General features: G+C 70.6%; 20 protein-coding genes, 1 tRNA gene and 2 pseudogenes. 13 read left to right on the top strand and 10 right to left on the bottom strand.

Features of this window, described 5'->3' with window-relative positions; all coding sequences use genetic code 11:
* Positions 1–347: 347 nt before the first annotated feature.
* Positions 348–944 carry an ankyrin repeat domain-containing protein gene (locus ABZ893_RS15610; RefSeq protein WP_361402788.1) on the bottom strand — a complete coding sequence of 199 codons (597 nt, stop codon included), beginning with the start codon at positions 942–944 and terminating at the stop codon, positions 348–350.
* 287 nt (positions 945–1,231) lie between these two features.
* Positions 1,232–1,783, bottom strand: a complete 552-nt coding sequence (locus ABZ893_RS15605; protein WP_361402785.1) for a heme-binding protein — start codon at positions 1,781–1,783, stop codon at positions 1,232–1,234.
* Between the two features lie 508 nt (positions 1,784–2,291).
* Here ABZ893_RS15605 and ABZ893_RS15600 point away from each other — a divergent pair.
* The 3 genes from ABZ893_RS15600 (at position 2,292) to ABZ893_RS15590 (ending at position 4,864) form a co-directional block, all read left to right on the top strand.
* Positions 2,292–3,473, top strand: a complete 1,182-nt coding sequence (locus ABZ893_RS15600) for a sensor histidine kinase (RefSeq protein WP_361403538.1) — start codon at positions 2,292–2,294, stop codon at positions 3,471–3,473.
* Positions 3,470–4,114 (top strand): response regulator transcription factor, encoded by a 645-nt coding sequence (locus ABZ893_RS15595; protein ID WP_361402782.1) that lies wholly within the window; start codon positions 3,470–3,472, stop codon positions 4,112–4,114. The genes ABZ893_RS15600 and ABZ893_RS15595 overlap by 4 nt, the downstream gene beginning before the upstream one ends.
* A 240-nt stretch (positions 4,115–4,354) precedes the next feature.
* On the top strand, positions 4,355–4,864 hold the full coding sequence (locus ABZ893_RS15590) for a hypothetical protein (RefSeq protein WP_361402779.1): 510 nt from the start codon (positions 4,355–4,357) through the stop codon (positions 4,862–4,864).
* A gap of 136 nt (positions 4,865–5,000) precedes the next feature.
* Here ABZ893_RS15590 and ABZ893_RS15585 read toward each other — a convergent pair whose 3' ends face one another.
* A complete protein-coding gene (locus tag ABZ893_RS15585) occupies positions 5,001–5,696 on the bottom strand; it encodes a pentapeptide repeat-containing protein (RefSeq protein WP_361402776.1) in 696 nt (231 codons plus the stop codon).
* 112 nt (positions 5,697–5,808) lie between these two features.
* On the opposite strand from ABZ893_RS15585, the gene ABZ893_RS15580 reads away from it, so the two are divergent.
* Entirely contained in the window at positions 5,809–6,984 is a 1,176-nt protein-coding gene (locus ABZ893_RS15580) for an NAD(P)-binding protein (RefSeq protein WP_361402773.1), read from the top strand.
* Positions 6,985–7,069: 85 nt separating this feature from the next.
* Positions 7,070–7,180 (top strand): annotated as a pseudogene (locus tag ABZ893_RS15575) (oxidoreductase); the annotation flags it as partial.
* Positions 7,181–7,199: 19 nt separating this feature from the next.
* Here the strand turns inward: ABZ893_RS15575 and ABZ893_RS15570 are convergent.
* Complete coding sequence (locus tag ABZ893_RS15570) at positions 7,200–7,691, bottom strand: GNAT family N-acetyltransferase (RefSeq protein WP_361402770.1); 492 nt, start codon at positions 7,689–7,691, stop codon at positions 7,200–7,202.
* Positions 7,692–7,873: 182 nt separating this feature from the next.
* Between ABZ893_RS15570 and ABZ893_RS15565 the strand changes: the two genes are divergently transcribed.
* Together ABZ893_RS15565 and ABZ893_RS15560 are read left to right on the top strand one after the other, a co-directional pair.
* The gene (locus ABZ893_RS15565; RefSeq protein WP_361402767.1) at positions 7,874–8,560 is read left to right on the top strand and encodes a rhomboid-like protein; all 687 of its coding nucleotides are present in this window, start codon (positions 7,874–7,876) and stop codon (positions 8,558–8,560) included.
* Between the two features lie 11 nt (positions 8,561–8,571).
* Positions 8,572–9,993: an FAD-dependent oxidoreductase gene (locus ABZ893_RS15560; RefSeq protein WP_361402764.1), complete on the top strand. Its 1,422-nt coding sequence runs from the start codon at positions 8,572–8,574 to the stop codon at positions 9,991–9,993.
* Between the two features lie 117 nt (positions 9,994–10,110).
* Here ABZ893_RS15560 and ABZ893_RS15555 read toward each other — a convergent pair whose 3' ends face one another.
* Positions 10,111–11,637, bottom strand: coding sequence for an FAD-binding oxidoreductase (locus tag ABZ893_RS15555; protein ID WP_361402761.1), 1,527 nt, complete (start codon positions 11,635–11,637; stop codon positions 10,111–10,113).
* A gap of 322 nt (positions 11,638–11,959) precedes the next feature.
* Positions 11,960–12,139 (bottom strand): annotated as a pseudogene (locus tag ABZ893_RS15550) (GNAT family N-acetyltransferase); the annotation flags it as partial.
* 504 nt (positions 12,140–12,643) lie between these two features.
* Here ABZ893_RS15550 and ABZ893_RS15545 point away from each other — a divergent pair.
* From ABZ893_RS15545 to ABZ893_RS15535, 3 genes are read left to right on the top strand one after another with little or no spacing between them, the layout of a single operon-like run.
* On the top strand, positions 12,644–12,871 hold the full coding sequence (locus tag ABZ893_RS15545) for a ferredoxin (RefSeq protein ID WP_361402758.1): 228 nt from the start codon (positions 12,644–12,646) through the stop codon (positions 12,869–12,871).
* On the top strand, positions 12,868–14,262 hold the full coding sequence (locus ABZ893_RS15540) for an FAD/NAD(P)-binding oxidoreductase (protein WP_361402755.1): 1,395 nt from the start codon (positions 12,868–12,870) through the stop codon (positions 14,260–14,262). The genes ABZ893_RS15545 and ABZ893_RS15540 overlap by 4 nt, the downstream gene beginning before the upstream one ends.
* Before the next feature lie 8 nt (positions 14,263–14,270).
* The gene (locus ABZ893_RS15535; protein ID WP_361402752.1) at positions 14,271–15,491 is read left to right on the top strand and encodes a cytochrome P450; all 1,221 of its coding nucleotides are present in this window, start codon (positions 14,271–14,273) and stop codon (positions 15,489–15,491) included.
* Positions 15,492–15,791: 300 nt separating this feature from the next.
* Here ABZ893_RS15535 and ABZ893_RS15530 read toward each other — a convergent pair.
* Positions 15,792–15,869 (bottom strand) — tRNA-Thr (locus tag ABZ893_RS15530).
* A 219-nt stretch (positions 15,870–16,088) separates the two neighbouring features.
* On the opposite strand from ABZ893_RS15530, the gene ugpC reads away from it, so the two are divergent.
* From ugpC to ABZ893_RS15515, 3 genes are all read left to right on the top strand, one after another.
* Positions 16,089–17,228, top strand: coding sequence for a sn-glycerol-3-phosphate ABC transporter ATP-binding protein UgpC (gene ugpC / locus ABZ893_RS15525; RefSeq protein ID WP_361402750.1), 1,140 nt, complete (start codon positions 16,089–16,091; stop codon positions 17,226–17,228).
* A 244-nt stretch (positions 17,229–17,472) separates the two neighbouring features.
* Positions 17,473–17,928 (top strand): hypothetical protein, encoded by a 456-nt coding sequence (locus tag ABZ893_RS15520; protein WP_361402747.1) that lies wholly within the window; start codon positions 17,473–17,475, stop codon positions 17,926–17,928.
* Between the two features lie 55 nt (positions 17,929–17,983).
* Positions 17,984–18,748, top strand: coding sequence for a nucleotidyltransferase family protein (locus tag ABZ893_RS15515; protein ID WP_361402744.1), 765 nt, complete (start codon positions 17,984–17,986; stop codon positions 18,746–18,748).
* Between the two features lie 64 nt (positions 18,749–18,812).
* Here the strand turns inward: ABZ893_RS15515 and ABZ893_RS15510 are convergent, their stop codons facing one another.
* From ABZ893_RS15510 to cysS, 3 genes are all read right to left on the bottom strand, one after another.
* Positions 18,813–20,441 (bottom strand): DoxX family membrane protein, encoded by a 1,629-nt coding sequence (locus tag ABZ893_RS15510; protein ID WP_361403535.1) that lies wholly within the window; start codon positions 20,439–20,441, stop codon positions 18,813–18,815.
* Between the two features lie 92 nt (positions 20,442–20,533).
* Entirely contained in the window at positions 20,534–21,478 is a 945-nt protein-coding gene (gene rlmB / locus ABZ893_RS15505) for a 23S rRNA (guanosine(2251)-2'-O)-methyltransferase RlmB (protein ID WP_361402741.1), read from the bottom strand.
* An 86-nt stretch (positions 21,479–21,564) separates the two neighbouring features.
* Positions 21,565–22,965 carry a cysteine--tRNA ligase gene (gene cysS, locus ABZ893_RS15500; RefSeq protein ID WP_361402739.1) on the bottom strand — a complete coding sequence of 467 codons (1,401 nt, stop codon included), beginning with the start codon at positions 22,963–22,965 and terminating at the stop codon, positions 21,565–21,567.
* Positions 22,966–23,004: the final 39 nt, after the last annotated feature.

Raw genomic sequence — 23,004 nt, 5'->3', positions numbered from 1 at the left:
CGCGGTCGATGAGAAACCTGCGAGCCAGTACGGGATCCGGTCCGGTGTTTCCCGGTCCGTCCCGGTGTCTTGCTCTGGTATCGATCCTCCCGCCGGACCCCCCTCGTGCCGTCGGCGTACCGGCTGGGACCGGCGAGCGGCTCGGCTGACACCGGGGTCAACCGATCGGTTGACCCCACGGCGGCGAGGGTCAGGTAGGCGGATACGCGTGTGGCGCGCGGGACGGCCGGTGATCCGGTCGTCCCGCGCGCCACTGATCGACGTGCGTGTGTGTCTTGGCGTGCGTCTGCGTCTTGACGTGCCTCTGCGTCTCGACGTGTGTCTACGTCAAGACCTGCGTATGCGTCTTAGTCGGCGGCCCGCAGCAGCCCGGCGATCTCCGTGAAGCCGCGCCGCTCGGCGTGCTCCAGGGAGGTCACGCCGTCGCCGTCGGGCAGGCCGGGGTCGGCCCCGGCGGCGAGGAGCAGCTCCACGATCTCCTGGTGGGCGCGGCCGCCGTCACCGAGGATCACGGCCTCCAGAAGCGCCGTCCAGCCGAGCCGGTTGACGTGGTCGACGTCGATGTCGGTCTCGCGCAGCAGGGCGCGTACGTACTCGACATGGCCGCGTTCGGCGGCCGGGATGATCGAGATGCCGCCGAAGCGGTTGGTCAGCTTGAGGTCGGGCTTCGCGGGGAGCAGGGCGCGCATCATGCGGACGCTGCCGGTGACTCCGGTGGCCAGCCAGGCGCTGTCGTCGCGGTCGTCCTGGGCGTTCGGGTCGGCGCCGGCGGCGACGAGCGCCTCGGCGGCGGCCACGTGGTCGCCGAGCGAGGCGAGCAGCAGCGGGGTACGGCGGTGCCGGTCGTGGGTCTCGACGTTGGCACCGGCGGTGATGGCGGCCCGTACGGCGTCGGCGTCGCCTCGTTCGGCGGCACCGAGCAGGTCACGGTCGTTGGGGGTCATGGCGGCTCTCCTCTTCACGGCGGTTCTCCCCGTCGCTGAGATCATGGCCGACGCGATCCTCCCGGCGGAGAGCCGGGCGGCGGCGAACCTGGTGACGGGGTTCCGTGCGGGGATCGGCAGCAACATGACCGTGCTCCTTCCGGGGGCTTCGGGCCGGGGAGACTGCGGGACGGGAGCTCTCGCCGGGTGGTACGAGACCGGCGGTACCCGGCACGGGGGGAGCCGGATACCGCCGGGGTCCAGGGGGGGCAGGACGCGTACGCCCTGCCCCTCATGGGGGGGGTGGATCAGTTGAGGGCGGCCACGCCGGCCTGGGCGAACTTCTCGTCCAGGTCGCCCGAGGGAGCACCCGCGACGCCGACACCGGCGATCGGAGCGTTCTTGGCGTCGACCGGAGCGCCACCACCGAGGAACAGCGTGCCCGGGATGTCCTTCAGGTTCGGGGTCTGCTGCAGACGCTTGGCCAGCTCGGAGGTCGGGGCGTTCCAGGAGACGGCGGTGTACGCCTTCTTCACGGCCGACTCGTACGCCTGCGGGCCGGCACCGTCGCCGCGGAGGGTCACGATGGTGTTGCCGTTGCGGTCGACGACGGCGACGGAGACGCGCTGGTTCTCCTTCTTCGCGGCGTCGAGGGCGGCCTGCGCGGCCTTGGTGGCGGCCTCGACGGTCAGGTGCGTCGACGTCGTGGTGGTGTTCCCCTTCACGTTCGCCATGGGGGCGGCGGCCGGGGTGGCGGCGCTCGCGGACATCGTGCCGAAGGTGCCGGCGGCCACGGCCGCGAGGACGACGCCGCCGGTGGCGATACGGGCACGCTTGGAGAACTCGGAGATCTTCTTCATGGTCGGCAACTCCTGAGAATCGTGTGGCGGCGCCGTGTGACCGACGTCCGTCGCGGGTGTCCGGCGTTCCGGGCTACGGGTGCCGGGTCCGGTGGGGGCGGACCCAACTTCCGGGTCCCGTCGACCGGTCCGGCTTTCGTTCTCGTCGCCGTCCCGCTCTGGTATCCATCTTGGGGCGGGGACAGGGGCCGGACCGTCGGCGTACCGGCTGGGACCGGCGAGCGGCTCGGCCGACGCCCTGGTCAACCGATCGGTTGACCCCTCTACCGGCCGAGCAGTGCACCATGGGAGTGTTTGGCCAGCTCAGGCGCGGTGCCTGGCCGGCTCCGGCGGCATCTGTCCGACGGGGTCGGGCAGCGCGGGCGGTACGGGTTCGACCGGTTCGAGCACCCCGCCCGACCAGTTCAGGCAGCACCTGCTCGACCGGTTCGGGCAGCGGGAGAGAGGTACGCGCGTGGCACAAGAGACGCCGGATTCGGACCGGGACGTCCGCCGGCTCGCCGCGGTGATGCACACCGCGTTCTTCCTGCTCCTCGGCGGAGCCCTCGCCCGCTTCCTGCTGCGCCACCCCGGCGAGGCCCGCACCCCCTGGATCATCGGCCTCTCCGTGATCCTGACCGCCCTGTACGTACTCGGCCCCACCCTCGGCGGCGCCGGCCGCGGCGGCTGCGGGGACCACGCGGCCGTACCGGAGCACCCCACCCCGCGCCGCCTCACCTGGCTGACCCTGGTCGTCGTCGTATGGATGGTCCTTGTCATCCTGGCGCCCAGCTTCGCGTGGTGCGCCGTGCCGCTCTTCTACACGGGCCTGCGCACCCTGTCCGCCCGCGCCGCGGTCGTCCTCATCGGCGTACTCACGGTGTTCGTCGTCGCGGCGCAGCTGCGCCTCGCCGGGACCTTCGACCCGAACCTGCTGCTCGCGCCGCCCGCCGTGGCCGCCGTCGCGACCGCCGTCTTCGTCCACATGGAGCGCCAGGCCCAGCGCCAGCGCGCCCTCATCGACGACCTGGTGCGCACCCGCAGGGAACTCGCCGCGACCGAACGCCGCGAAGGCACGCTCGCCGAGCGCCAGCGCCTGTCCATGGAGATCCACGACACCCTCGCCCAGGGCCTGTCCAGCCAGCAGATGCTGCTCCAGGCCGCGGAACGGCTGTGGGCCTCCGACCCGGACAAGGCCCGCTCCCACGTCAGGACCGCCGAGTCCATCGCGGAGCACAACCTCACCGAGGCGCGCCGCTTCGTGCACGACCTCGCGCCGGCCGACCTCGCCGCCGGCGGCGGACTCGGCGAGGCCCTGCACGCGCTGGCCGCCCGCGAGTCCGGCGACCGCCTCACCGTGCGGGTCCACGTGGACGACGGCGGCCGCAGCCCCCGCCTGCCCGACCGCGTCCAGTCCGCCCTGCTCCGCATCGCGCAGGGCGCGCTCGCCAACGTCCGCGAGCACTCCGACGCCACGACCGCCGCGCTCACCCTCACGCTCCTCGAAGACCAGGTCGTCCTGGACGTCGCCGACAACGGCCAGGGCTTCGACCCGTCCGTCCTGCCCGGCACCGCGGTCGGCGTCCGCGGACACGGATTGCCCGCGATGCGTGCACGTGTGGGCCAGCTCGGCGGCACACTGACCATCGAGTCGGTACCCGGCGAGGGTGCCGTCCTGTCCGCCGCGATCCCCCTGGAGACGCCACTATGACCGGCCCCGCCTCCCGCCCCGTCCGCATCCTGGTCTGCGACGACCACGTCGTCGTACGGGCCGGCCTGCTCGCCCTGCTCGGCAGCGCCCCGGACATCGAGGTCGTGGGCGAGGCGGGCACCGGCGAGGAGGCCCTCGCCCTGGCCCAGAAACTCTCCCCCGACGTCGTCCTGATGGACCTCCAGCTGGGCGAGGGCATCGACGGCGTGGAGACCACGCGCCGCCTCACCGCGGGCCCCGGCGACTCCCCCCACGTCCTCGTCCTCACCACGTACGACACCGACGCCGACATCACCCGGGCCATCGAGGCCGGCGCCACCGGCTACCTCCTCAAGGCCGAGCGCCCGGAGGAACTGTTCGCCGCGATCCAGGCCGCCGCCCAAGGCCGTACGACGCTGTCCGCGCCGGTCGCGAGCCGCGTCATGGCCCGGATGCGCAGCCCCCGCCCGTCCCTGACGGACCGCGAGCGCGACATCCTGGCCCAGCTCGCCCAGGGCCTCGGCAACCGGGACATCGCCCGCGCCCTGTTCATCAGCGAGGCCACGGTGAAGACCCACCTGGGCCGCATCTACGACAAGCTCGGCGTGGACACGCGCGCGGGCGCGGTGGCGGTGGCGAAGGAGCAGCGACTGCTGGGCTGACCCTCCGGGGGGGCCGGTCGATGGGTGGCCGGTCGATGGGTGGCCGGTCGATGGGTGGCCTGTCGATGGGTGGCCGGTGACGCCGGGTGCGGGGAGTCGCCCCGCACCCGGCCCCCGTCCGCCCCCCTGCCCGCACCCGGCCCCCGTCCGACCCCCTGCCCGCACCCGGCCCCTGCCCGGCCCCCGTCCCGCACCCGGCCCCTGCCCGGCCTCCGTCCCGCCCGTGACACCATCGGCTACGTGCTCGACATCGGCTACGCCCTCTCCCGCCGCTTCCCGGACCCCGCCCAGCTGGACTACCGCCGCGCGGACGTCCGTATGCTGCGCCACGACCTCTTCTGCGGCGACGTCTACCTCGCCGACACCAAGGCCGACCGGGAACTGTCCACGGCCTGGGGATGGGTACCCGTGCTCGACTTCGCGTGGGCGCTGTGCGACATCGTCGAGCAGCTCGACCGTGACCCGCGCGGCAGCCGCGCGTCGAAACCCCAGTACGCGGAGATCGACTTCACGGAGTCGACGGACCGGATGCTCTTCGAGCGCCGCTTCGGGTGGGTCGACATCGAGGCCGACTGGATGGAGGCCGACGAGCCGGCCCTGACGTTCTCCCACAACGAACTGCGCCGCGAGGCCCGCGACTTCCTGCACGACCTGATCGCCGACCTCACCGACCTGCACGAGGACCTCGCGGACAACCCGGCGATCTGGGACCTCCAGGCCCGCTTCCCCCGGATCCCGAACGAACGCTAGGGACTCCGTCCGGAACGGGCGGGGCCACAGGGCCCAGGCACCTTCGCCGAGCCCGACGCCCGCAGAGCCCGGAGCCTCCGAAAAGCCCGCCGCCCCCGACCGGCCCACCACAACGCCCCGCCCTTGCAGCCCGCCCCTACTCCACCCGCACCCCAATCTCCGCCGCGAACGCCGGTGCCAGATCAAACAGCTGCGCCGGGCTGATCACCGCCCCCGCCAGCCGGTCCACCCCCCGCGCGATACCCAGCTCAGAAACGCCCCGCAGATCCACGTCCGCCATCACCGCCCCGGTGAAGTCCGCCCCCCGCACGACGCACCCCGGGAACTCGACCCGGTCGAGCCGCGCGCCCCCGAAGTCCGGCTCCACCAGCACACACCCGTCGAACACGACATCCTTCAGGCGCGCCTTGCGCAGGTTCAGGTACTCGATCTTGCCGCCGCGCACGACGACCCGCTCCAGCACGCTCCCGTGCAGCTGCACCCCGCCCAGCCGGGCGTCCACGACCTCCACGTCCCGCAGCGTCGCCTCCGCGAGATCCGTGCCCACCCCTCTGATCCCCGCCAGTCTGGAGTCGAGGATCCTGGCCCGCGTCAGCCGCACCTCGTCCAACGCGCACCCCTCGAGCGCGCAGTCCATGAACCGCGCCCCGCCCCCGTCCTGCCCGGTGAAGTCCGCCGCCGTGAACTCCACCCCGTCGTAATCCCCGTCCGGCTCCAGCTCACCGCCCGGCCAGGGCGCCAACGGGGGCAGCCGCACCTCTGGCCGCCGCGCCTTCTTCACCGCCGCCGGCTTCTTCGCCGACGCCGACCTCACCACTCGCTTCTCCGCCATCCCCCCATGCTGCCCGCCCCCACTGACAACCGGCTCCGCCGCCCTCCGCATGTCACATTCCGGCGCCCCACGACGTCGTAAAGGGAAACGGCAACCCGAAGGGGAGAGCGGAATGGCCAGGACCACCACCGACCTCACCGTCATCGGCGGCGGATTCGCCGGCCTCACCGCGGCGATCACCGCCGCCGAGGCCGGCGCACGGGTCACCCTCCACGAGTCGCACCACACCCTCGGTGGCCGCGCCCGCACCGCCGAAGGCCCGTACGCCACGAACGAAGGCCCGCACGCCCTCTACAGCGGCGGCCCGCACTGGACCTGGCTCAAGCAGCGCGACCTGACCGGCCCGCTCGCCCCGCTCCCGCCGCTGGAAGCCGCCCGCCTGCGCTTCCACCACCGCGGAACCCTCCGCCGCACCCCGCCCCTCGCGCTCCTGCGCCTGCTCCGCCACCGCTCCGAAAAGGTGCCGGTCGACCAGGACTTCCTGACGTGGGCGACGCACCAGGTCGGCGAGGAAGGCGCCCGCGCCGCCGCCCACTTCACCTCCGTGTCCCTGTTCCACCACGACCCCGGCTCCCTCTCCGCCGCCTTCGTCCAGGAGCGCCTGCGCCGTACGGCGAAGATCCCGCCGGAGGCGCACTACCCGCGCGGCGGCTGGGCCACCGTCATCGACCGCATGGCGGCCCGCGCCTGGAACCTGGGCGTCCGCATGGAGGTCCTGTCCCGCGTCGACACCGTCCCCACGGACCGGAGCCCGGTGATCGTGGCGACATCCCTCGACTCGGCCCGCCGCCTCCTCGGCGACCCGTCCCTGACCTGGGACAGCGGCCGTACGGCACTCATCGACGTGGCGCTCCGCACCCGCCGCGGCGACGCCTTCGCCGTGTCAGGCCTCGACTTCCCGGCCTGGCTGGAACGCTTCACGGCCCAGGACCGGACCCTCGCGCCGCACGGACAGCAGCTCGTCCAGGGCCAGGTCCCCATCGCCCCGAACGAGTCCCGCGCAGCCGGCACGGCCCGCGCCGAACACCTGCTTGACCTGGGCTTCCCCGACTGGCGCGACCGCCTCGAATGGCGCGCCGACGCACTCGCCCAGGGCCGCACGGGAGCAGTGGACCGCCCCGGCACAACCTGGCGCGACCGCCCCGCGATCGACCGCGGCAACGACGTCTACCTCGCCGGCGACCAGGTAGCGGCCCCCGGCATCCTCTCCGAGGTCTCCTTCAACAGCGCCGTCGAAGCCACCACCCTCGCCCTCACGGCAAGCCGCCCAGGACTCCGGACCGCCTGACCCACTTGACCCGCTTGACCTCAAGCAAGCCTGAGGTTGAAGGCTGGTCGGCGTACGCACGGAGCCCACGCGACGAGGAGCCCCCATGCACGCCGCCCGCCTGCACGCCTTCGGCCCCGCCGAGAACGTCACGTACGAAAAGACCGACGACCCGCTGCCCGGCCCCGGCCAGGTCCGTGTAGCCGTGGCCGTTGCGCAGTCCCTGAGTCCCTGAGTCAGGCCGTGGCCGAGGCGCCGCCCCCGAGCTTCGCCAGCGCCTCGTCCGTCAGCCGGTACACCGTCCACTCGTCCTGCGGAGCCGCACCCAGCGCCTTGTAGAAGTTGATCGACGGCTCGTTCCAGTTGAGGACCGACCACTCCAGACGCTCGTAACCCCGCTCGACACAGATCCGCGCCAACTCGCGGAGCAGCGCCTTCCCGTGACCGCCGCCGCGCGCCTCGGGACGCACGTACAGGTCCTCCAGGTAGATCCCGTGCACCCCGCGCCACGTCGAGAAGTTCAGGAACCAGATGCAGAACCCGACGGGCTCGCCGGTCACATCGTCCTCGGCGATATTGGCGAACGCGGCGGGCCGCTCCCCGAACAGCGCCTCACGCAACTGCTCCTCGGTGGCCCGCGCCTCATGCAGCGCCTTCTCATAGTCGGCCAGCTCACGGATCATGGCGTGAATGACGGGAACGTCGGCGGGGACAGCGGTACGAATCATGACGGCAGGCTAACGACCGCCACCGGCGGGCTGACGCCGGTCCCCCTGCCCGACGCGGGGAGGCCGCTGCCCGCACCTGCCCGACGCCGAGAGGCCCCCCGCGTACGCGTACCGCGACTCGATCACGCCCACCGGAATGTCAATCACCCGAACGACCCCACGCACGTGCCTGAATTCCGTACATGCGCAGACTCCTCCGTGCCGTGTGGAGCTACATCCGCCACGCCCCCGGCACCTACATCTGGCTCGCCCTCCTGTTCCTCACGACGGTCGCACTGCACCACATGAGCCCGCACTTCGAGCAGGAGTTCCTTCGGCAGCGCTCCACCAACCTGCACGAGCTGTCCCGTAACCCGGTCCGGGTGCTCATCACCTCCGCGTTCTGGATCGACGGCAACCACTGGTGGCCGTACGCCGTGATGTACACGGTGTTCCACGCGCAAGCGGAACGCTGGCTCGACACCTGGCGCTGGCTCGCCGTCGTCGCGCTCTCGCACGTCCTCGCCACCTTCATCAGCGAGGGCGCGCTCCTGTGGGCGATCCGCCACCACCACGCACCCACGTCCTCCGTCAACACCCTGGACGTAGGCGTGAGTTACGCACTCGCAGGCGTCGTCGGCGTCCTCACCTACCGCCTCGCCCCACCCTGGCGCTACGCCTACCTGATCGTCGTCCTCGTCATCTACGGCAGCCCCCTCATCACCGGCCTCACCTTCACCGACCTCGGCCACTTCACCGCCTTCCTCATCGGCCTCGCCTGCTACCCCCTCGCACGCGACCGGGGCGCCCCCATCAACCCCGTCACGCTCCTGCGCAAACCGAAAGGCCCCCCGGACAAGGACTCCCCGAACCCCCCTGCGGAGCGCTAACGTCCGAGCCCATGAGCAGCGAGAACGGCACCCACGGCCACCGGGCCACCGTCAACGGCGGCATATCGTTCTGGTACGCGGACGACGGCCTCCCCACCGCCCGCGAACCCCTGCCGGGCGACGCGTCCGCCGACGTCGTCATCGTCGGCGGCGGCTACACGGGCCTGTGGACCGCGTACTACCTGAAGAAGGCCGCACCCTTCCTCCGCATCACCGTCCTTGAACAGAAGTTCTGCGGCTACGGCGCCTCCGGGCGCAACGGCGGCTGGCTCTACAACGGCATCGCGGGCCGCGACCGCTACGCGAAACTGCACGGCCACGACGCGGCCGTCCGCCTCCAGGAAGCCATGAACGACACGGTCTCCGAGGTCATCCGCGTAGCCGCCGAGGAAGACATCCACGCCGACATCCACAAAGGCGGCGTCCTCGAAATCGCCTACACCCCGGCCCAGTTGGCCCGCCTCAAAGCCTTCCACGAGGCCGAGGTCGCGTACGGCGAGAAGGACCGCACCCTGCACGGCGCCCGCGAGACCGCCGAACGCGTCCGCGTCTTCGGCGCCGTCGGCTCCACCTGGACCCCGCACGGCGCCCGCCTGCACCCCGTGAAACTCCTCAAGGGCCTGGCCGCCGCCGTCGAGGCACTCGGCGTCACGATCCACGAGTCGACCCCCGTCACCGAGATCAAGCCGAAGCACGCCGTGACCCCCTACGGCACCGTCCGCGCCCCCTACATCCTGCGCTGCACGGAAGGCTTCACCGCCTCCCTCAAGGGCCAGCGCCGCACCTGGCTCCCCATGAACTCCTCCATGATCGCCACGGAACCCCTGACCGACGCCCAATGGGAATCCATCGGCTGGGAAGGCCGCGAAACCCTCGGCGACATGGCCCACGCCTACATGTACGCCCAGCGCACCGCCGACGGCCGCATCGCCCTCGGCGGCCGAGGCGTCCCGTACCGCTACGGCTCCCGCACGGACAACGACGGCCGCACCCAGCCCGCCACCATCGAGTCCCTCACCGCGCTCCTGACCCGCTTCTTCCCCCAGCTGGCGGGCATCGCCGTCACCCACGCCTGGTCCGGCGTCCTCGGCGTCCCCCGCGACTGGTGCGCCACGGTCACCCTGGACCGCGCGACGGGCCTCGGCTGGGCGGGCGGCTACGTCGGCTCAGGCGTAGCCACCACCAACCTCGCCGCCCGCACCCTCCGCGACCTGGTCCAACAGGACTCGGGCCAGTCCGGCCCCACCGACCTCACAACCCTCCCCTGGGTCAACCACAAGGTCCGCAAGTGGGAACCAGAACCCTTCCGCTGGCTGGGAGTCCACGGCATGTACGCCACCTACAACGCAGCAGACCACCGAGAACGCACCACCCACACGACAACAGACTCCCGCCTGGCCCAAGCCGCGAACCGAATAGCGGGCCGCAACTGACAAACGACAAAGGCCCAGGTCACAATGCGTGTGACCTGGGCCTTCACCTTCACGGAGCCCCTTCTGCGTGAAAGGCCGAGCCTGACCGGGGCGGGGCCCCCGACGGCGAACTGTCGATCAGCGTGACGCGGGCGGGATGCTCTGCTCGTACTGGAAGACGTTGCAGGGGTCGTACTTCTCCTTGATCTTGCGCAGCCGCTCGAAGTGGCGCCTCCCCCAGTAGGCGGTCTCCCACTCCTGCATGCCGACGTTCGGCACGTTGACGTAGGCGCCGTCCACGAAGCTGCGCATCGCCTGGCTGAATTCGGCGGTCCAGGCCTGGCACTTCGAGGTGAGCGGGTCGCAGACGCCTGGTGTCGTTGAAGGAGTCCCCCAGGCTGCGCCGATCTCGCCGTAGAAGATCGCGTCGCGGTGCACGAACGCGGTGCCGCCCCGGGGCTCCTTCTTGATCGCCCCGCCGAAGGCATCGATGAAGTAGTTGCTGTCCTCCGTGGGAGCGTTTCGCATGTAGTAGCCGATGACGTCGATCGCCTTCTTCGGGAACAGCTTCTTGGCGAACTGTGAGAAGAACTTCACGTTGGCGGGCTCCTGCGAGCGCGGGACCTGGGCTCCGGCAAAGATGGGGCCCCAGTTACCGACCTGCACCTTCACATCGGGCTTGCCGATCGACAGGATCGGGGCCAGCATCTTCCGGGCCTCTGCCTCCGTGCCCTCCGCGAGCCACGCGAACAGCAGGATCTGGGACTTGTGGATCTCGACTTCGGATCCGAGGCGGTTGTCGGCGAACGGGACCGTACGCTGCCATGCATCGAAGATCCCATGCAGGTCCGTAAGGCCGTCCCAGGTCGCCTGCACATAGGCGATGCGCTTGAGCGGGTGCACCTTGTAGGTGAGTTGCGTGACGATTCCGAAGTTGCCGTTTCCCGCCCCACGGAGCGCCCAGAGCAGGTCTGAGTGGTCCTTCATGTCGGCATGGATCACCTCGGCGCACTCGCGACCCGACGGGACGACGACCTCGGTCCCGATCAGGCTGTCACAGGCCATGCCGAGGTAGCGGTTGAGGGGGCCAAGGCCGCCGCCGACCGTCGCACCGACCAAGCCGACGCTGCCCTCGCTTCCGGTCGTGACCGCGAGGTTCTGCTTGGCGAGCGCCGTCACCGCTTCCAACTGGGTCAGGCCGGCGCCGACCCTCGCGATACCGGCGTCGGCGTCGATGTGGACCGACTTGAGCTGGCTGACGTCGATCACGATGCCGTTGTCGATGTTCGACCAGCCCTCCAGGGCGTGGCGGCCGCTGCGTACCCGCAGTGCGACGTTGTGCTGCCGCGCCCAGGTGAGGGCGTTCACCACGTCCTGGGTCTTCTGGGCGAAGACGATGACCAGCGGGTAGTGAGAGAACAGCTGGTCGTAGTCGATGCGGTCATCGGTGTACGAGGCGTCACCGGGGCGGACGATGTGACCGGTCAGCTTCGCCGGCGGACATCCCGACGACCCTTTGGTCGGGTCGCTCGCGGCCAGAAGGCCCGAGGTGCTCGCGGCCGCGATGTCAGGCGCGCCTGCGGCCGTGAGGCCCGGGACGACGACCGCCCCGACGCCGGCGGCCGCTGACGCCCTGAGCAGGTAGCGGCGGGAAAAATCGCTCAAGGTCCAGATCCTCTCGATCGGGATACGCCGCTATGTGGCTGAGGGAGCCATTACCCGCCAGCCGCCGGGCGGTCCTTTGTGGTCGATCCCCGCACCGTAACGAGGCGACCAAGCGGTGTTTCCCGACACGCCAATTGAGGACGATGGCGACAGCCTGAAGGAGTAACTCATCATGATCCGTAGGCGGGTGCGCCGTCTCGCCAGATCATCAGGACGCCAGGATCGGCAGGTGGTGAGAGCGCTCCAGGCAGGGAGCACTGTCCGTGATTGCGCGCCGTTGTACGCCACTGTTGATGTCACCTGTTGATGTCACCTGCTGATGTCAGTCAGCCCGGTCGGGAGCTGCGGTTTCGTCCGTGAATCCGTGCTCTGCAGGGTGGGCTGCTCGCTGCGCGAGCCAACCTGACACTCTTGGCCCGCCGTTCACCGCCACGCCCTGGCCAACGGTGCGCACGTACTCGAACCCGTGGCGAAGGTAGTACGTCTGCAAGTCCGTATTGGTCGCAGTGTCATCGGTCCGCTGAACAAAGAAACCCCAGGTCACGGACTACGTGACCTGGGGTTTCAAGTGGAGCCCCCTGTCGGATTCGAACCGACGACCTACGCAGTACAAGTCGTCCGATCTTCGTCCGGGGGAATCGCCGGACGTCGGGTCACGCCACCTCTGGAGAATCGACGAAAGCGCACGGTCTCGCCGTACGGGTGCGCCGCGCGCGAGTGAACGGCGCTCACCGCTGCCCTGGTCTCCTGGGTGCGGGTGATGCGCGTGCGGGATAGGCTTTTGAGAACAAGGTCAGGTTCTCCAAACGGTGTTGCAGACGCCGTCGGTCGCCTCGTCGCGACAATCAATTCTTCCTGTGGAGACCCGACGAGCACGGTGTGCGCCCCTCGCACTTCGAGGGTGGGCAGCAGCCAGAATCCTTCTCTCCCAGCCTGTCTCGCGTCTTGCGCGCCGGAGTGGCACCAGCTTCAGGGTCCCCAGCTCACAGTCCCTGTGGAGGTCGGGATGAGAGTTGTCGTTGATCTTTCCCAATGTCAGGGGTATGCGCAGTGCGCCTTCCTGGCTCCGGACGCGTTCCGGATGCACGGCGAGGAAGCGCTGATGTACGACCCGGGCCCCGACGACACCCTGCGCGAGCAGGTGCTGCGCGCCGCGGCGGCCTGCCCGGTCCAGGCGATCCTGGTCGACCAGTTGGAGGTGCGGGAGGCACCGGTGGAGGCGTCGCCGTCATGACCAACGCCGACACCCTGCGAGCGTTCAAGCGCGACGGCCGCATCGTGGTCGTCGGAGCCTCTCTGGCGGGGCTGCGGGCCGCGGAGGCTCTGCGCGCCGAGGGCTTCACCGGCTCACTGACCATGATCGGTGACGAGTTGGGCGAGCCCTACGACCGGCCTCCCCTGTCCAAGCAGGTACTGACCGGATGGGTGCCGGCCGACGGCACCGCGCTGCCGCGACGCCGTGACATCAATGCGGAGTGGCTCCTGGGCGTACCCGCCAGCGGCCTGGACATGGCAAGCAACGTCGTACGACTCGCCGACGGACGCGAGGTTCCCTTCGACCGCGTGCTGATCTCCACGGGGGTACGGGCCCGGCCGTGGTTCGTCGAGACCGAGGCGGCCCTGGACGGAGTGTTCGTCGTGCGTACGCGCGAGCACGCCGAGGGTCTGCAGCGAGCCCTCGCCGCCGGACCCTCCCGCGTCCTGGTCATCGGCGCCGGATTCACCGGCTCCGAGATCGCCTCCATCTGCCGCGAGCGCGACATCCCGGTGACCGTCGCCGAACTCGCGCCGGCTCCGCTGGTCGGGGCGCTCGGCGCCATGATCGGTGAGGTCGCGGCGGACATGCAGCGCGCTCACGGCGTCGACCTGCGCTGCGGCGTCAAGGTGACCCGGCTGGAGGGCGACGCACAGGGGCACCTTCGCCGCGCCCACTTCGACGACGGCGGCACGATCGACGCCGATGTCGCGGTGGTGGCACTCGGGGGCATCCGCAACACCGATTGGCTCCGGGACTCGGGACTGGCGGCGGGTGTCTGGGGAATCGCGTGCGACACGGGCTGCCGCGCCCTCGACATCAACGGCCTGATCACCGACAACGTCTTCGTCGCCGGAGACGTGGCACGCTGCCCGAACCCGATCTACGAGTACCGGCTGATCTCGCTGGAGCACTGGGCCAACGCCGTGGAGCAGGCCGAGGTCGCGGCGCACAACATGGTCAGCGCCCAGGCGGACCGCTGGCCCCACCTGTCCATCCCGTTGTTCTGGTCGATCCAGTTCGGCGCCAACATCAAGTCCGTCGGCGTACCGACCTTCGCCGACGAGGTCGTCGTCACCCAGGGGTCGGTGTCCGACCGCCGCTTCGTCGCCGCGTACGGCTACCAGGGCCGCGTCACCGCGGCGGTGAGCTTCAACAACGCGAAGTGGCTGGACCACTACCGGCAGCTGATCGAGACGGCCGCGCCCTTCCCGCCTCCCTGTCCCACACCCGACCAGCCCGTCGACTCCAAACCGGTGCCCGTCGACTTCCCCGGCCCCGCCCTGATCGCCCAGGGAGCCACGGTGGTAGTCACCGGCAACGCCCCGAGTGAGCGGCGCGTCACGTCGCTGCAGCAGCACCATCGGTAGGAGGGAAGATGACCAGGACCCAGATGCCCGACACGCTGCGCCGGATCCTCGACTACTCCTCCCGCGCCGACCCGTACCCGCTGTACGCCGAGCTGCGCAGGACGCCGGTGGCCCGGCAGGAGGACGGCAGCTACGTCGTCAGCACCTACCGCGAGCTCACCGAGCTTCTGCACGATCCGCACCTGAGCTCCGACGTCCGCAATCTGGCGCATCCGATGCCCTCGCACGAGGGGGAGACCACGCCGCCGTTCATCAACCTCGATCCGCCCGAGCACGACCGCCTGCGGCGTATGGCCATGCGCCACTTCGGTCCCCCGCACACCCCGGGGCTGGTGACCGGCATGGACGGTGATCTGACCGCCGTCGTGAGCCGTCTGATCGACGGCTTCGCGGGCAAGGAGCAGATCGACATCGTCGACGACTTCGCCTACCCGTTCCCCGTCACGGTGATCTGCCACCTGCTCGGCGTGCCACGTGAGGACGAACCGAAGTTCCATGTGTGGGTGGACGCCCTCGTCAACTCGATCGACTACAACCCCAAGACCGATCCGAAGGAAAAACTGGAGAAGGGGCTGCAGGCCCGCAAGGACCTGCGCCAGTACCTCGGCGGACTGCTGGAGCAACGCCACGGCCGGGTGGGCGACGACCTGTTGTCGCGGCTCGCCAACGACGACGGGCCGGACGGGCGGATGACCGACGAGGAGATCGTCGCCACCGCCAACCTGCTGCTGATCGCCGGCCACGAGACCACCGTCAACCTCATCACCAACGGCATGCTGACGCTGCTGCGCCACCCGGAGGTGCTGCAGCGTCTGCGGGACGACCCGGACCTCGTCGTCCCGCTGGTCGAGGAACTCCTGCGCTACGAGCCTCCCGTGCACATCATTCCCTGGCGGGCGGCGTACAACGACATCACCGTCGCCGACACCGTCATCCCCAAGGGTTCGCAGATCATGCTCATGCTGGCCTCGGGCAGCCGCGATCCGGACCGCTTCCACGATCCCGACCGCTTCATCCCCGACCGGCGGGACAACCAGCATCTCGGCTTCGGCAGCGGTATCCATCTGTGCTTCGGCGGCCCGTTGGCCCGGCGGGAGACCCAGATCGCGCTGGCCGAGCTGGTACGCCGCCTCGACCGGCCCAGGCTGGTCGTTGACCCGCCGCCCTACCGGCGCAGCCCCGTTCTGCGTGGGCCGATCCACCTGCACATCGAGCAAGGTGCCGGCTGACGCGACAACAGAGGTCACAGGCTGCCGCGGTTGAGAGGCTCCCCAGCACCGGACTCGCAAGCACGCGCCGGACCATGAAGTCAGACCCGACGCTCCGTGAAGGGCAGATCACATCTGTCGAAGGACGCGATGCGTCGCATGGGCGAGTTCTTCGGCCCCGCTCCCTCGGACCCCGTTCCGGGCCCCACGGAGACCGAAACTGAGACCGTCGACAGCCGCGCGGCTCGCTCTCGACGTCGCCGCCGCGTCCACCGAACCAAGAAACCCCAGCTCAGACGATGTCTGGGCTGGGGTTTCGGGTGGAGCCCCCTGTCGGATTCGAACCGACGACCTACGCATTACAAGTGCGTTGCTCTGGCCGGACTGAGCTAAGGAGGCAGCAGCCCGAGCAGTGTAACCAACGACGGGCCCGGACCCCGTCGGAAATTTCCCCGAAGCCGGTGGCCCCCGCCTACTGACAGACCCGACACCCGCCGGGTACGGTCCACAGCAGTTCATCCATGTGGACTAAACCACTGCGGCGCAGCCCGTCGTGGGTCACCACCTTTACAACGGATCGTCCGGCACGTTCCTGCCGGTGAAGGGGGCTTCACAGCCATGGCTACTGTTTCGTTCGACAAGGCGACCCGGATCTACCCGGGGTCCACCAAGCCCGCCGTCGACGGCCTGGAGATCGAGATCGAGGACGGCGAGTTCCTCGTCCTCGTCGGTCCCTCCGGCTGCGGCAAGTCGACCTCCCTGCGGATGCTCGCCGGTCTCGAGGACGTGAACGGCGGAGCGATCCGCATCGGCGACCGGGACGTGACCCACCTGCCGCCCAAGGACCGGGACATCGCCATGGTGTTCCAGAACTACGCGCTCTACCCGCACATGTCCGTCGCCGACAACATGGGCTTCGCGCTCAAGATCGCCGGCGTGAACAAGGCGGAGATCCGGCAGAAGGTCGAGGAGGCCGCCAAGATCCTCGACCTCACCGAGTACCTGGACCGCAAGCCGAAGGCCCTCTCCGGCGGTCAGCGCCAGCGTGTCGCGATGGGGCGCGCCATCGTCCGCGAGCCGCAGGTGTTCCTCATGGACGAGCCGCTGTCGAACCTCGACGCCAAGCTCCGCGTCTCGACGCGTACGCAGATCGCCTCGCTCCAGCGCCGCCTCGGCATCACCACCGTCTACGTCACCCACGACCAGGTCGAGGCCATGACGATGGGCGACCGTGTGGCCGTACTGAAGGACGGTCTGCTCCAGCAGGTCGACTCGCCGCGCAACATGTACGACCGTCCGGCCAACCTCTTCGTCGCCGGCTTCATCGGCTCCCCCGCGATGAACCTCGTCGAGGTCCCGATCACCGACGGCGGCGTGAAGTTCGGCAACTCGGTCGTCCCGGTGAACCGCGAGGCCCTCAAGGCCGCGTCCGACAACGGCGACCGCACCGTCACCGTCGGCGTCCGCCCCGAGCACTTCGACATCGTCGAACACGGCGGCGGCGAAGCCTCGAAGTCCCTGACGAAGGACACCTCGGACGCCCCGGCCGGCCTCGCCGTCTCGGTGAACGTCGTCGAGGAACTCGGCGCCGACGGCTACGTCTACGGCACCGCGCAGGTCGGTGGCGAGGCCAAGGACCTCGTCGTCCGGGTCAACGGCCGCCAGGTCCCCGAGAAGGGCACCCAGCTGCACGTCGTGCCGCGCCCGGGCGAGACCCACGTCTTCTCCTCGTCGACCGGCGAGCGCCTCGCCGACTGACGCCCCGCCAGCCGCCGTTACGGGCCCCGCACTTCGGTGCGGGGCCCCACGCGTTCCCGGCCCACCACATCCCACCCCACCCCCAAGCACAGCTACGTTGTCGACAAATACCCCGGCAGACCCGTCATTTCGAGCCCCGTTCGACCCCGCCACGTCAACACACATGAAACAAAACCGGATTGCCCGTCCCTCGACCGAGTGACTAAATGTCGCCAAATCATCACCTAGCGCTACGCTCACTCGCGTGACGCACTCCGCCAACTACACCCAGAAGCCGCGACGAGGCCGGGGCCCCGCCCGCCACGTCGGCCGCACTCTCGCTTTCGTCCTGCCGGTGATGCTGGTGCTCTCCGGCACTCTCGCGGTCACCCGAGTGAACTGGTCCGGCAGTTCCTCGGACTCGATCCTCACCGCTTCCTCGCAGAACGTCTCGGCGCGCGCCAAGTCCCGCGCCCCCCAGGACATCCTGCGCGACAAGCTGCTCCTCGAACTCCAGGAGAAGGACCCGGGCATCGCGCTCACCCACCTCCAGCAGGAGATGCACGAGCGGCCGTCCCTCGCCAAGCACTGCGTCTCCCTCGCGCGCGCCCTCGGCCGCGCCGCCGTGCAGGCCTACGGACCGTCCCGCGCCCAGTCGTTCTCCCGCCCCGTCTGCGACACGGCGTTCGCCTCGGGCGTCGCCACGGCAGCGCGCGGCTGAGGCCCTTCAGGGCCCTTCAGGGCCGGCCGGGAAGGGGCCGACGTACAGTGCGGGCATGACGAGCGCCCAGGCCCCCGACCAGGCCCCTGAACCGCACGCGCACAGCCCGCACCACCCCACACAGGCCGTCGTCCTCGCCGGCGGCCAGGGTTCGCGCCTGCGGCCCTACACCGACGACCGGCCCAAGCCGATGGTCGAGATCCCCGGCACCGGGACCCCGATCATCGGCCATCAGCTTTCCTGGCTCGCGCGTGAAGGCGTGACCGACGCCGTCGTCTCCTGCGGGCATCTCGCCGAGGTGCTCCAGGAATGGCTCGACAGCGCCGAACTCCCCCTGCGGGTCACCACGGTCGTCGAGAAGGAACCCCTCGGCCGTGGCGGCGGTCTCAAGTTCGCCGCCGCGCACCTGCCGCACGCAGGCCGGCCCTGGTACGCGACGAACGGCGACATCTGGACCCGCTTCTCGCTGCGGGAGATGGCCGATTTCCACGCCGAGCGCGACGCCACCGCCACTCTCGCCCTGGCCCGCCCCCGCATCCCGTGGGGCGCCGTCCAGACGGACACGTTCGGCCACATCACGGACTTCGTCGAGGCCCCGCCGTCCCCGTACCTGATCAACGCGGGTGTCTACGTCTTCTCCCCCGCGTTCACGGACCTGCTCCCGGACCGCGGCGACCACGAGCGCACCACGTTCCCGCGCCTCGCCCGCGCCAAGCGCCTCGCCGGTTTCCCCATCCCGCAGGGCGCGTACTGGAGGGCCATCGACACGGCGAAGGACCTCAGCGAGGCCGCGAAGGAGCTGGCCGCACAGGCACGTTGAGCAGCCGCTCGGTACGTGAAAGGGGCCCGCACACATGGTGTGCGGGCCCCTTCACTTACGGGTGTCAGCCGCCGAGGACTCCGCCGAGAAGACCCGGCTTCTTGTCGCCGGAGCCGCCGCTGCTGGGCGACGAGCTGCCGGTGCCGCCGGCGCCCGTGCCGCCCGTGGAGGTCGGGCCGCTGCTGGTCGACGGGGCCTGCTGCTGGGACGGCGGGACGGACTTCGCGGGCGCCTGGCCTGCGGTGCCCTGCGTCTGGCTCGGCTGGCCCGCGCCGCTCGTCGTCGGGGAGGCCCCGGGCGAGCCGGCCGTGTCGGACGGCTTGGCCGAAGTGGCGCCCTGCGTCGGCGTGTTGGGCGCCGCGGGGTGCGTCGGGGTGTGCTGCCTGTGGCTGGGCTCCGACGGGAGCGGGGAGCCGGGCAGCTCGTTGCGCGGAGCCTCACCCGGGCCGGGGGCGGTGACGCGGCCCGCGTCCCGTACGGCGCCGCCGAGCAGCGAGCCGACGAGCAGGGTCAGACCGACGACGACGGCCGTGATGACTGCGCCGCGGCGGAGCACGTACCGGCGCAGGTCCCACAGTTCGGCGCGCGGGCCGAGGCGGCGCCAGGCGCTGCCCGCGAGGCGGCCGTCGACCGAGTAGACGGGCGCGCCCGCGATGATCAGCGGGGACCAGGCGGCCAGGTAGATGATGTCGGGCGCGTCGTAGGCGGGCACCGTCTTCCAGCTGACGGTGACGATGAGCGCGGCCGAGAGCAGTACGCCGAAGACGGCCGCGACGCGCTGCCAGAGGCCTAGCACGGTGAGCACGCCGACGACGACCTGGAGGAAGGCGATGCTCAGTCCGGCGCCGACGGGGTGCTGGAGGGCGAAGTCGCGCAGCGGTTCGGCGAGGGCCCACGGGTGCAGCGAGTTGAGCCACTTGACCATGGAGCCGCGGTCGCCGCCGTCGAAGTACACGGGGTCGCAGAGCTTGCCCATGCCGGCGTAGATGGAGATAAAGCCGAGGAAGACGCGGAGCGGGAGAAGGACGACGCCGAGGTTCATCCGGCGGCCGGGGTAGTAGGCGTGCCGGACCGGGTCCGAGCCGTTCCTCCGGACGGTGCTCTGGTCGCCGCCGTCGAACCCGTCGTCGGTCAACCCGCCGTCGCCGTAGGCCTGTTCGGCGTATCCGGCCTCTTCGAAGGCGCTGCCGGCCTGGCGCATCTGCTGCGGGAGGAGCCGGTCGGTGACGGGGGGCAGCTCGCCGGTGGCGTCGTCCGCGAGGTCGGCGTCGAGGTCGATACGCGGGATGACCTGGGTGGCGCCGCCGTCGCCCGACTCGAAGCCGTGGCGGTCCAGCGTGCTCTCGCCGGCGCGGCGGGCGGCCTGGAGGAGTCCGGTGGCCCCCGGGTCGCCGGGCGCGGACCGGCCGCTCCAGACGACGGGGGCGCGCCGGCGTGCGGCCGCGGCGCCGACGACGGGGATACGAGCGGTCTGGTCGAGGGAGCCCAAGTGCCGTGCGATACGCGGGGACTGCGTCTGCTGCGTCCTCGGGAGCTGCACGCGGAAACTCGCGTGGTTCACGACGACCTGCGCGGGATCGCACGGCACCTTCACCATGCTCAGCGCGGGACCGTCGTCGAATCCGGAATCGAATCCGGGGCCGAATCCGGGCGAGCGGTCCCCCGTAGGTGTGCGGGGTGTTCTGGTGTCCACACTCATCTAACCGAGTGATGTGTGTTTAGGACACTGCTTTGACCGCCGGCAAATGTCCGGACCGCGTCAAGATCGCGGCCCGGACCGCTTGCTCAGGCCCTGCGGCGCGCCGCCTCGTACAGCACGACGCCCGCCGCGACACCCGCGTTCAGGGACTCGGTGCCGCCCGGCATCGGGATCCGGACGCGGTAGTCGCAGGTCTCGCCGACGAGGCGGGACAGGCCCTTGCCCTCGCTGCCGACGACGATGACGACGGGCCCGCCGAGGGCTTCGAGGTCACCGACGGTGTGCTCGCCGTCCGCCGCGAGGCCGACGACGACGACGCCCGCCTTCTTGTAGCCCTCGAGCGCGCGCGTCAGGTTGGTGGCGCGGGCGACGGGCGTACGGGCGGCGGCGCCCGCGGACGTCTTCCAGGCACCGGCGGTCATGCCGGCGGCGCGGCGCTCGGGGACGACGACACCGTGACCGCCGAACGCGGAGACGGAGCGGACGACGGCGCCGAGGTTGCGCGGGTCGGTGACACCGTCGAGCGCGACGATGAGCGGGTCCTCGCCCTGGTCGTACGCGGCCGCGGCGAGGTCCTCCGGGTGCGCGTACTCGTACGGCGGGACCTGGAGGACGAGGCCCTGGTGGTTCAGGCCGTTCGTCATGCGGTCGAGCTCGGGGCGGGGGGCCTCCATGAGGTGGATGCCGCCGCGCTCACCGGCGAGCTGGAGCGCCTCGCGCACCCGCTCGTCGTTGTCGATGAACTGCTGGACGTAGAGCGTCGACGCGGGCACGCCCTCGCGCAGCGCCTCGACGACCGAGTTACGGCCGACGACCATCTCGGAGGTGCCCTTGCCGCCGCGGCCCTTCAGCGTGGCGGGGCGGCGGGCGGCCTGCTTGGCCTTGGCGTTCGCGATGCGGTTCTTCTTGTGCTTCTTGCGCATCTCGGCGGGCGGCGTGGGGCCCTTGCCTTCGAGACCCTTGCGTCGCTGGCCGCCACTGCCGACCTGCGCGCCCTTCTTGCCGGACATGCGGCGGTTGTTCGCGGCCATGATCTACCTGTCTGTGTGTGCTGCGTCTGTGTGCGTCTGAGCAAGTGTGCCGCCCCGGGGCCGGGGCGGCACATTCGCGCAGGTCGTCAACGGGGGCCGAGCGTCCAGCGCGGCCCGGTCGGGCTGTCCTCGATGACGAGCCCGGACTGGCCGAGCTGATCGCGGATGGCGTCTGCGGTGGCCCAGTCCTTGCGGGCGCGAGCGGACTCGCGCTGCTCCAGGACGAGCCGTACGAGGGTGTCGACGGCGCCGTGCAGATCCTCGCCGCGGTCGCTGTCGCCGGCCCAGTGCGGGTCGAGCGGGTCCAGACCGAGGACGCCGAGCATGGCGCGTACCTCGGAGAGGCGGGCGATCGCCGCGTCCTTGTCGTCGGACGCGAGGGCGCTGTTGCCCTGCCGGACCGTCGTGTGGACGATCGCGAGGGCCTGCGGCACCCCGAGGTCGTCGTCCATGGCCTCGGCGAAGGCGGGCGGCACCTCGTCGGCGGGGTGGACCGTCTTCCCGGCCATCTCGGTGACCCGCTGCACGAAGCCCTCGATCCGCGCGAACGCGGACTCGGCCTCGCGCAGGGCCTCCTCGCTGTACTCGATGGTCGAGCGGTAGTGCGGGGTGCCGAGGTAGTACCGGAGCACGATGGGGCGCCAGGCCTTGACCATCTCGGACACGAGGACCGAGTTGCCGAGCGACTTCGACATCTTCTCGCCGCTCATGGTGACCCACGAGTTGTGCACCCAGTACTTCGCGAACTCGTCGCCGTAGGCCTTGGCCTGGGCGATCTCGTTCTCGTGGTGCGGGAAGATCAGGTCGATGCCGCCGCCGTGGATGTCGAAGGCGGTGCCGAGGTACTTGTGGGCCATGGCCGAGCACTCCAGGTGCCAGCCGGGCCGGCCGCGTCCCCACGGGGTCTCCCAGCTGGGCTCGCCGGGCTTCACGGCCTTCCACATGGCGAAGTCACGCGGGTCCCGCTTGCCGGTCTCGCCCTCGCCCGCGGGCTGGAGCAGGTTGTCCAGCTCCTGGTTCGACAGCTCCAGGTAGCCCGGGAAGGACCGCACGTCGAAGTAGACGTTCCCGTCCGACTCGTAGGCGTGGCCGCGCTCGATGAGGCCGCGCATCATCTCGACCATCTCGGTCACATGCCCGGTCGCCCGCGGCTCGTACGTGGGCGGCAGGCAGCCGAGCGCCTTGTAGCCGTCGTTGAACGCGCGCTCGTTCTCGTACCCGATGGACCACCAGGGCCGGTTCTGCTCGCCGGCCTTCTTGATGATCTTGTCGTCGATGTCCGTCACGTTCCGCACGAACGTCACTTCGTAGCCGCGGTACGTGAACCAGCGGCGCATGATGTCGAAGTTGAGGCCGGAGCGGATGTGCCCGATGTGCGGGGCGGCCTGCACGGTCGCGCCACAGAGGTAGATCGAGACACAGCCCGGTGTCAGCGGGACGAAGTCACGGATCTTCCGGGCGCGGGTGTCGTGCAGGCGAAGAGTCACCCCTCCAGGGTAGTGGGCGCCAAGGGGTGCCGGTTCACT

Origin of the sequence: Streptomyces sp. NPDC046821 (genome assembly GCF_040645335.1) — a bacterium.
GTDB lineage: Bacteria > Actinomycetota > Actinomycetes > Streptomycetales > Streptomycetaceae > Streptomyces.
The sequence above is the reverse complement of the archived record's forward strand: the minus strand, read 5'-3'. Positions and strand labels throughout refer to the sequence as shown.

What these genes read in the sequence shown, in the direction of transcription:
- ABZ893_RS15535 (WP_361402752.1), top strand. Translation starts at nt 14,271, where the DNA reads ATGACCAGGACCCAGATGCCCGACACGCTGCGCCGGATCCTCGACTAC.
- ugpC (WP_361402750.1), top strand. Translation starts at nt 16,089, where the DNA reads ATGGCTACTGTTTCGTTCGACAAGGCGACCCGGATCTACCCGGGGTCC.
- ABZ893_RS15595 (WP_361402782.1), top strand. Translation starts at nt 3,470, where the DNA reads ATGACCGGCCCCGCCTCCCGCCCCGTCCGCATCCTGGTCTGCGACGAC.
- ABZ893_RS15570 (WP_361402770.1), bottom strand. Translation starts at nt 7,691, where the DNA reads ATGATTCGTACCGCTGTCCCCGCCGACGTTCCCGTCATTCACGCCATG.
- ABZ893_RS15515 (WP_361402744.1), top strand. Translation starts at nt 17,984, where the DNA reads ATGACGAGCGCCCAGGCCCCCGACCAGGCCCCTGAACCGCACGCGCAC.
- rlmB (WP_361402741.1), bottom strand. Translation starts at nt 21,478, where the DNA reads ATGGCCGCGAACAACCGCCGCATGTCCGGCAAGAAGGGCGCGCAGGTC.
- ABZ893_RS15605 (WP_361402785.1), bottom strand. Translation starts at nt 1,783, where the DNA reads ATGAAGAAGATCTCCGAGTTCTCCAAGCGTGCCCGTATCGCCACCGGC.
- ABZ893_RS15585 (WP_361402776.1), bottom strand. Translation starts at nt 5,696, where the DNA reads ATGGCGGAGAAGCGAGTGGTGAGGTCGGCGTCGGCGAAGAAGCCGGCG.
- ABZ893_RS15565 (WP_361402767.1), top strand. Translation starts at nt 7,874, where the DNA reads ATGCGCAGACTCCTCCGTGCCGTGTGGAGCTACATCCGCCACGCCCCC.
- ABZ893_RS15600 (WP_361403538.1), top strand. Translation starts at nt 2,292, where the DNA reads ATGCACACCGCGTTCTTCCTGCTCCTCGGCGGAGCCCTCGCCCGCTTC.
- ABZ893_RS15545 (WP_361402758.1), top strand. Translation starts at nt 12,644, where the DNA reads ATGAGAGTTGTCGTTGATCTTTCCCAATGTCAGGGGTATGCGCAGTGC.
- ABZ893_RS15540 (WP_361402755.1), top strand. Translation starts at nt 12,868, where the DNA reads ATGACCAACGCCGACACCCTGCGAGCGTTCAAGCGCGACGGCCGCATC.
- ABZ893_RS15610 (WP_361402788.1), bottom strand. Translation starts at nt 944, where the DNA reads ATGACCCCCAACGACCGTGACCTGCTCGGTGCCGCCGAACGAGGCGAC.
- ABZ893_RS15580 (WP_361402773.1), top strand. Translation starts at nt 5,809, where the DNA reads ATGGCCAGGACCACCACCGACCTCACCGTCATCGGCGGCGGATTCGCC.
- ABZ893_RS15560 (WP_361402764.1), top strand. Translation starts at nt 8,572, where the DNA reads ATGAGCAGCGAGAACGGCACCCACGGCCACCGGGCCACCGTCAACGGC.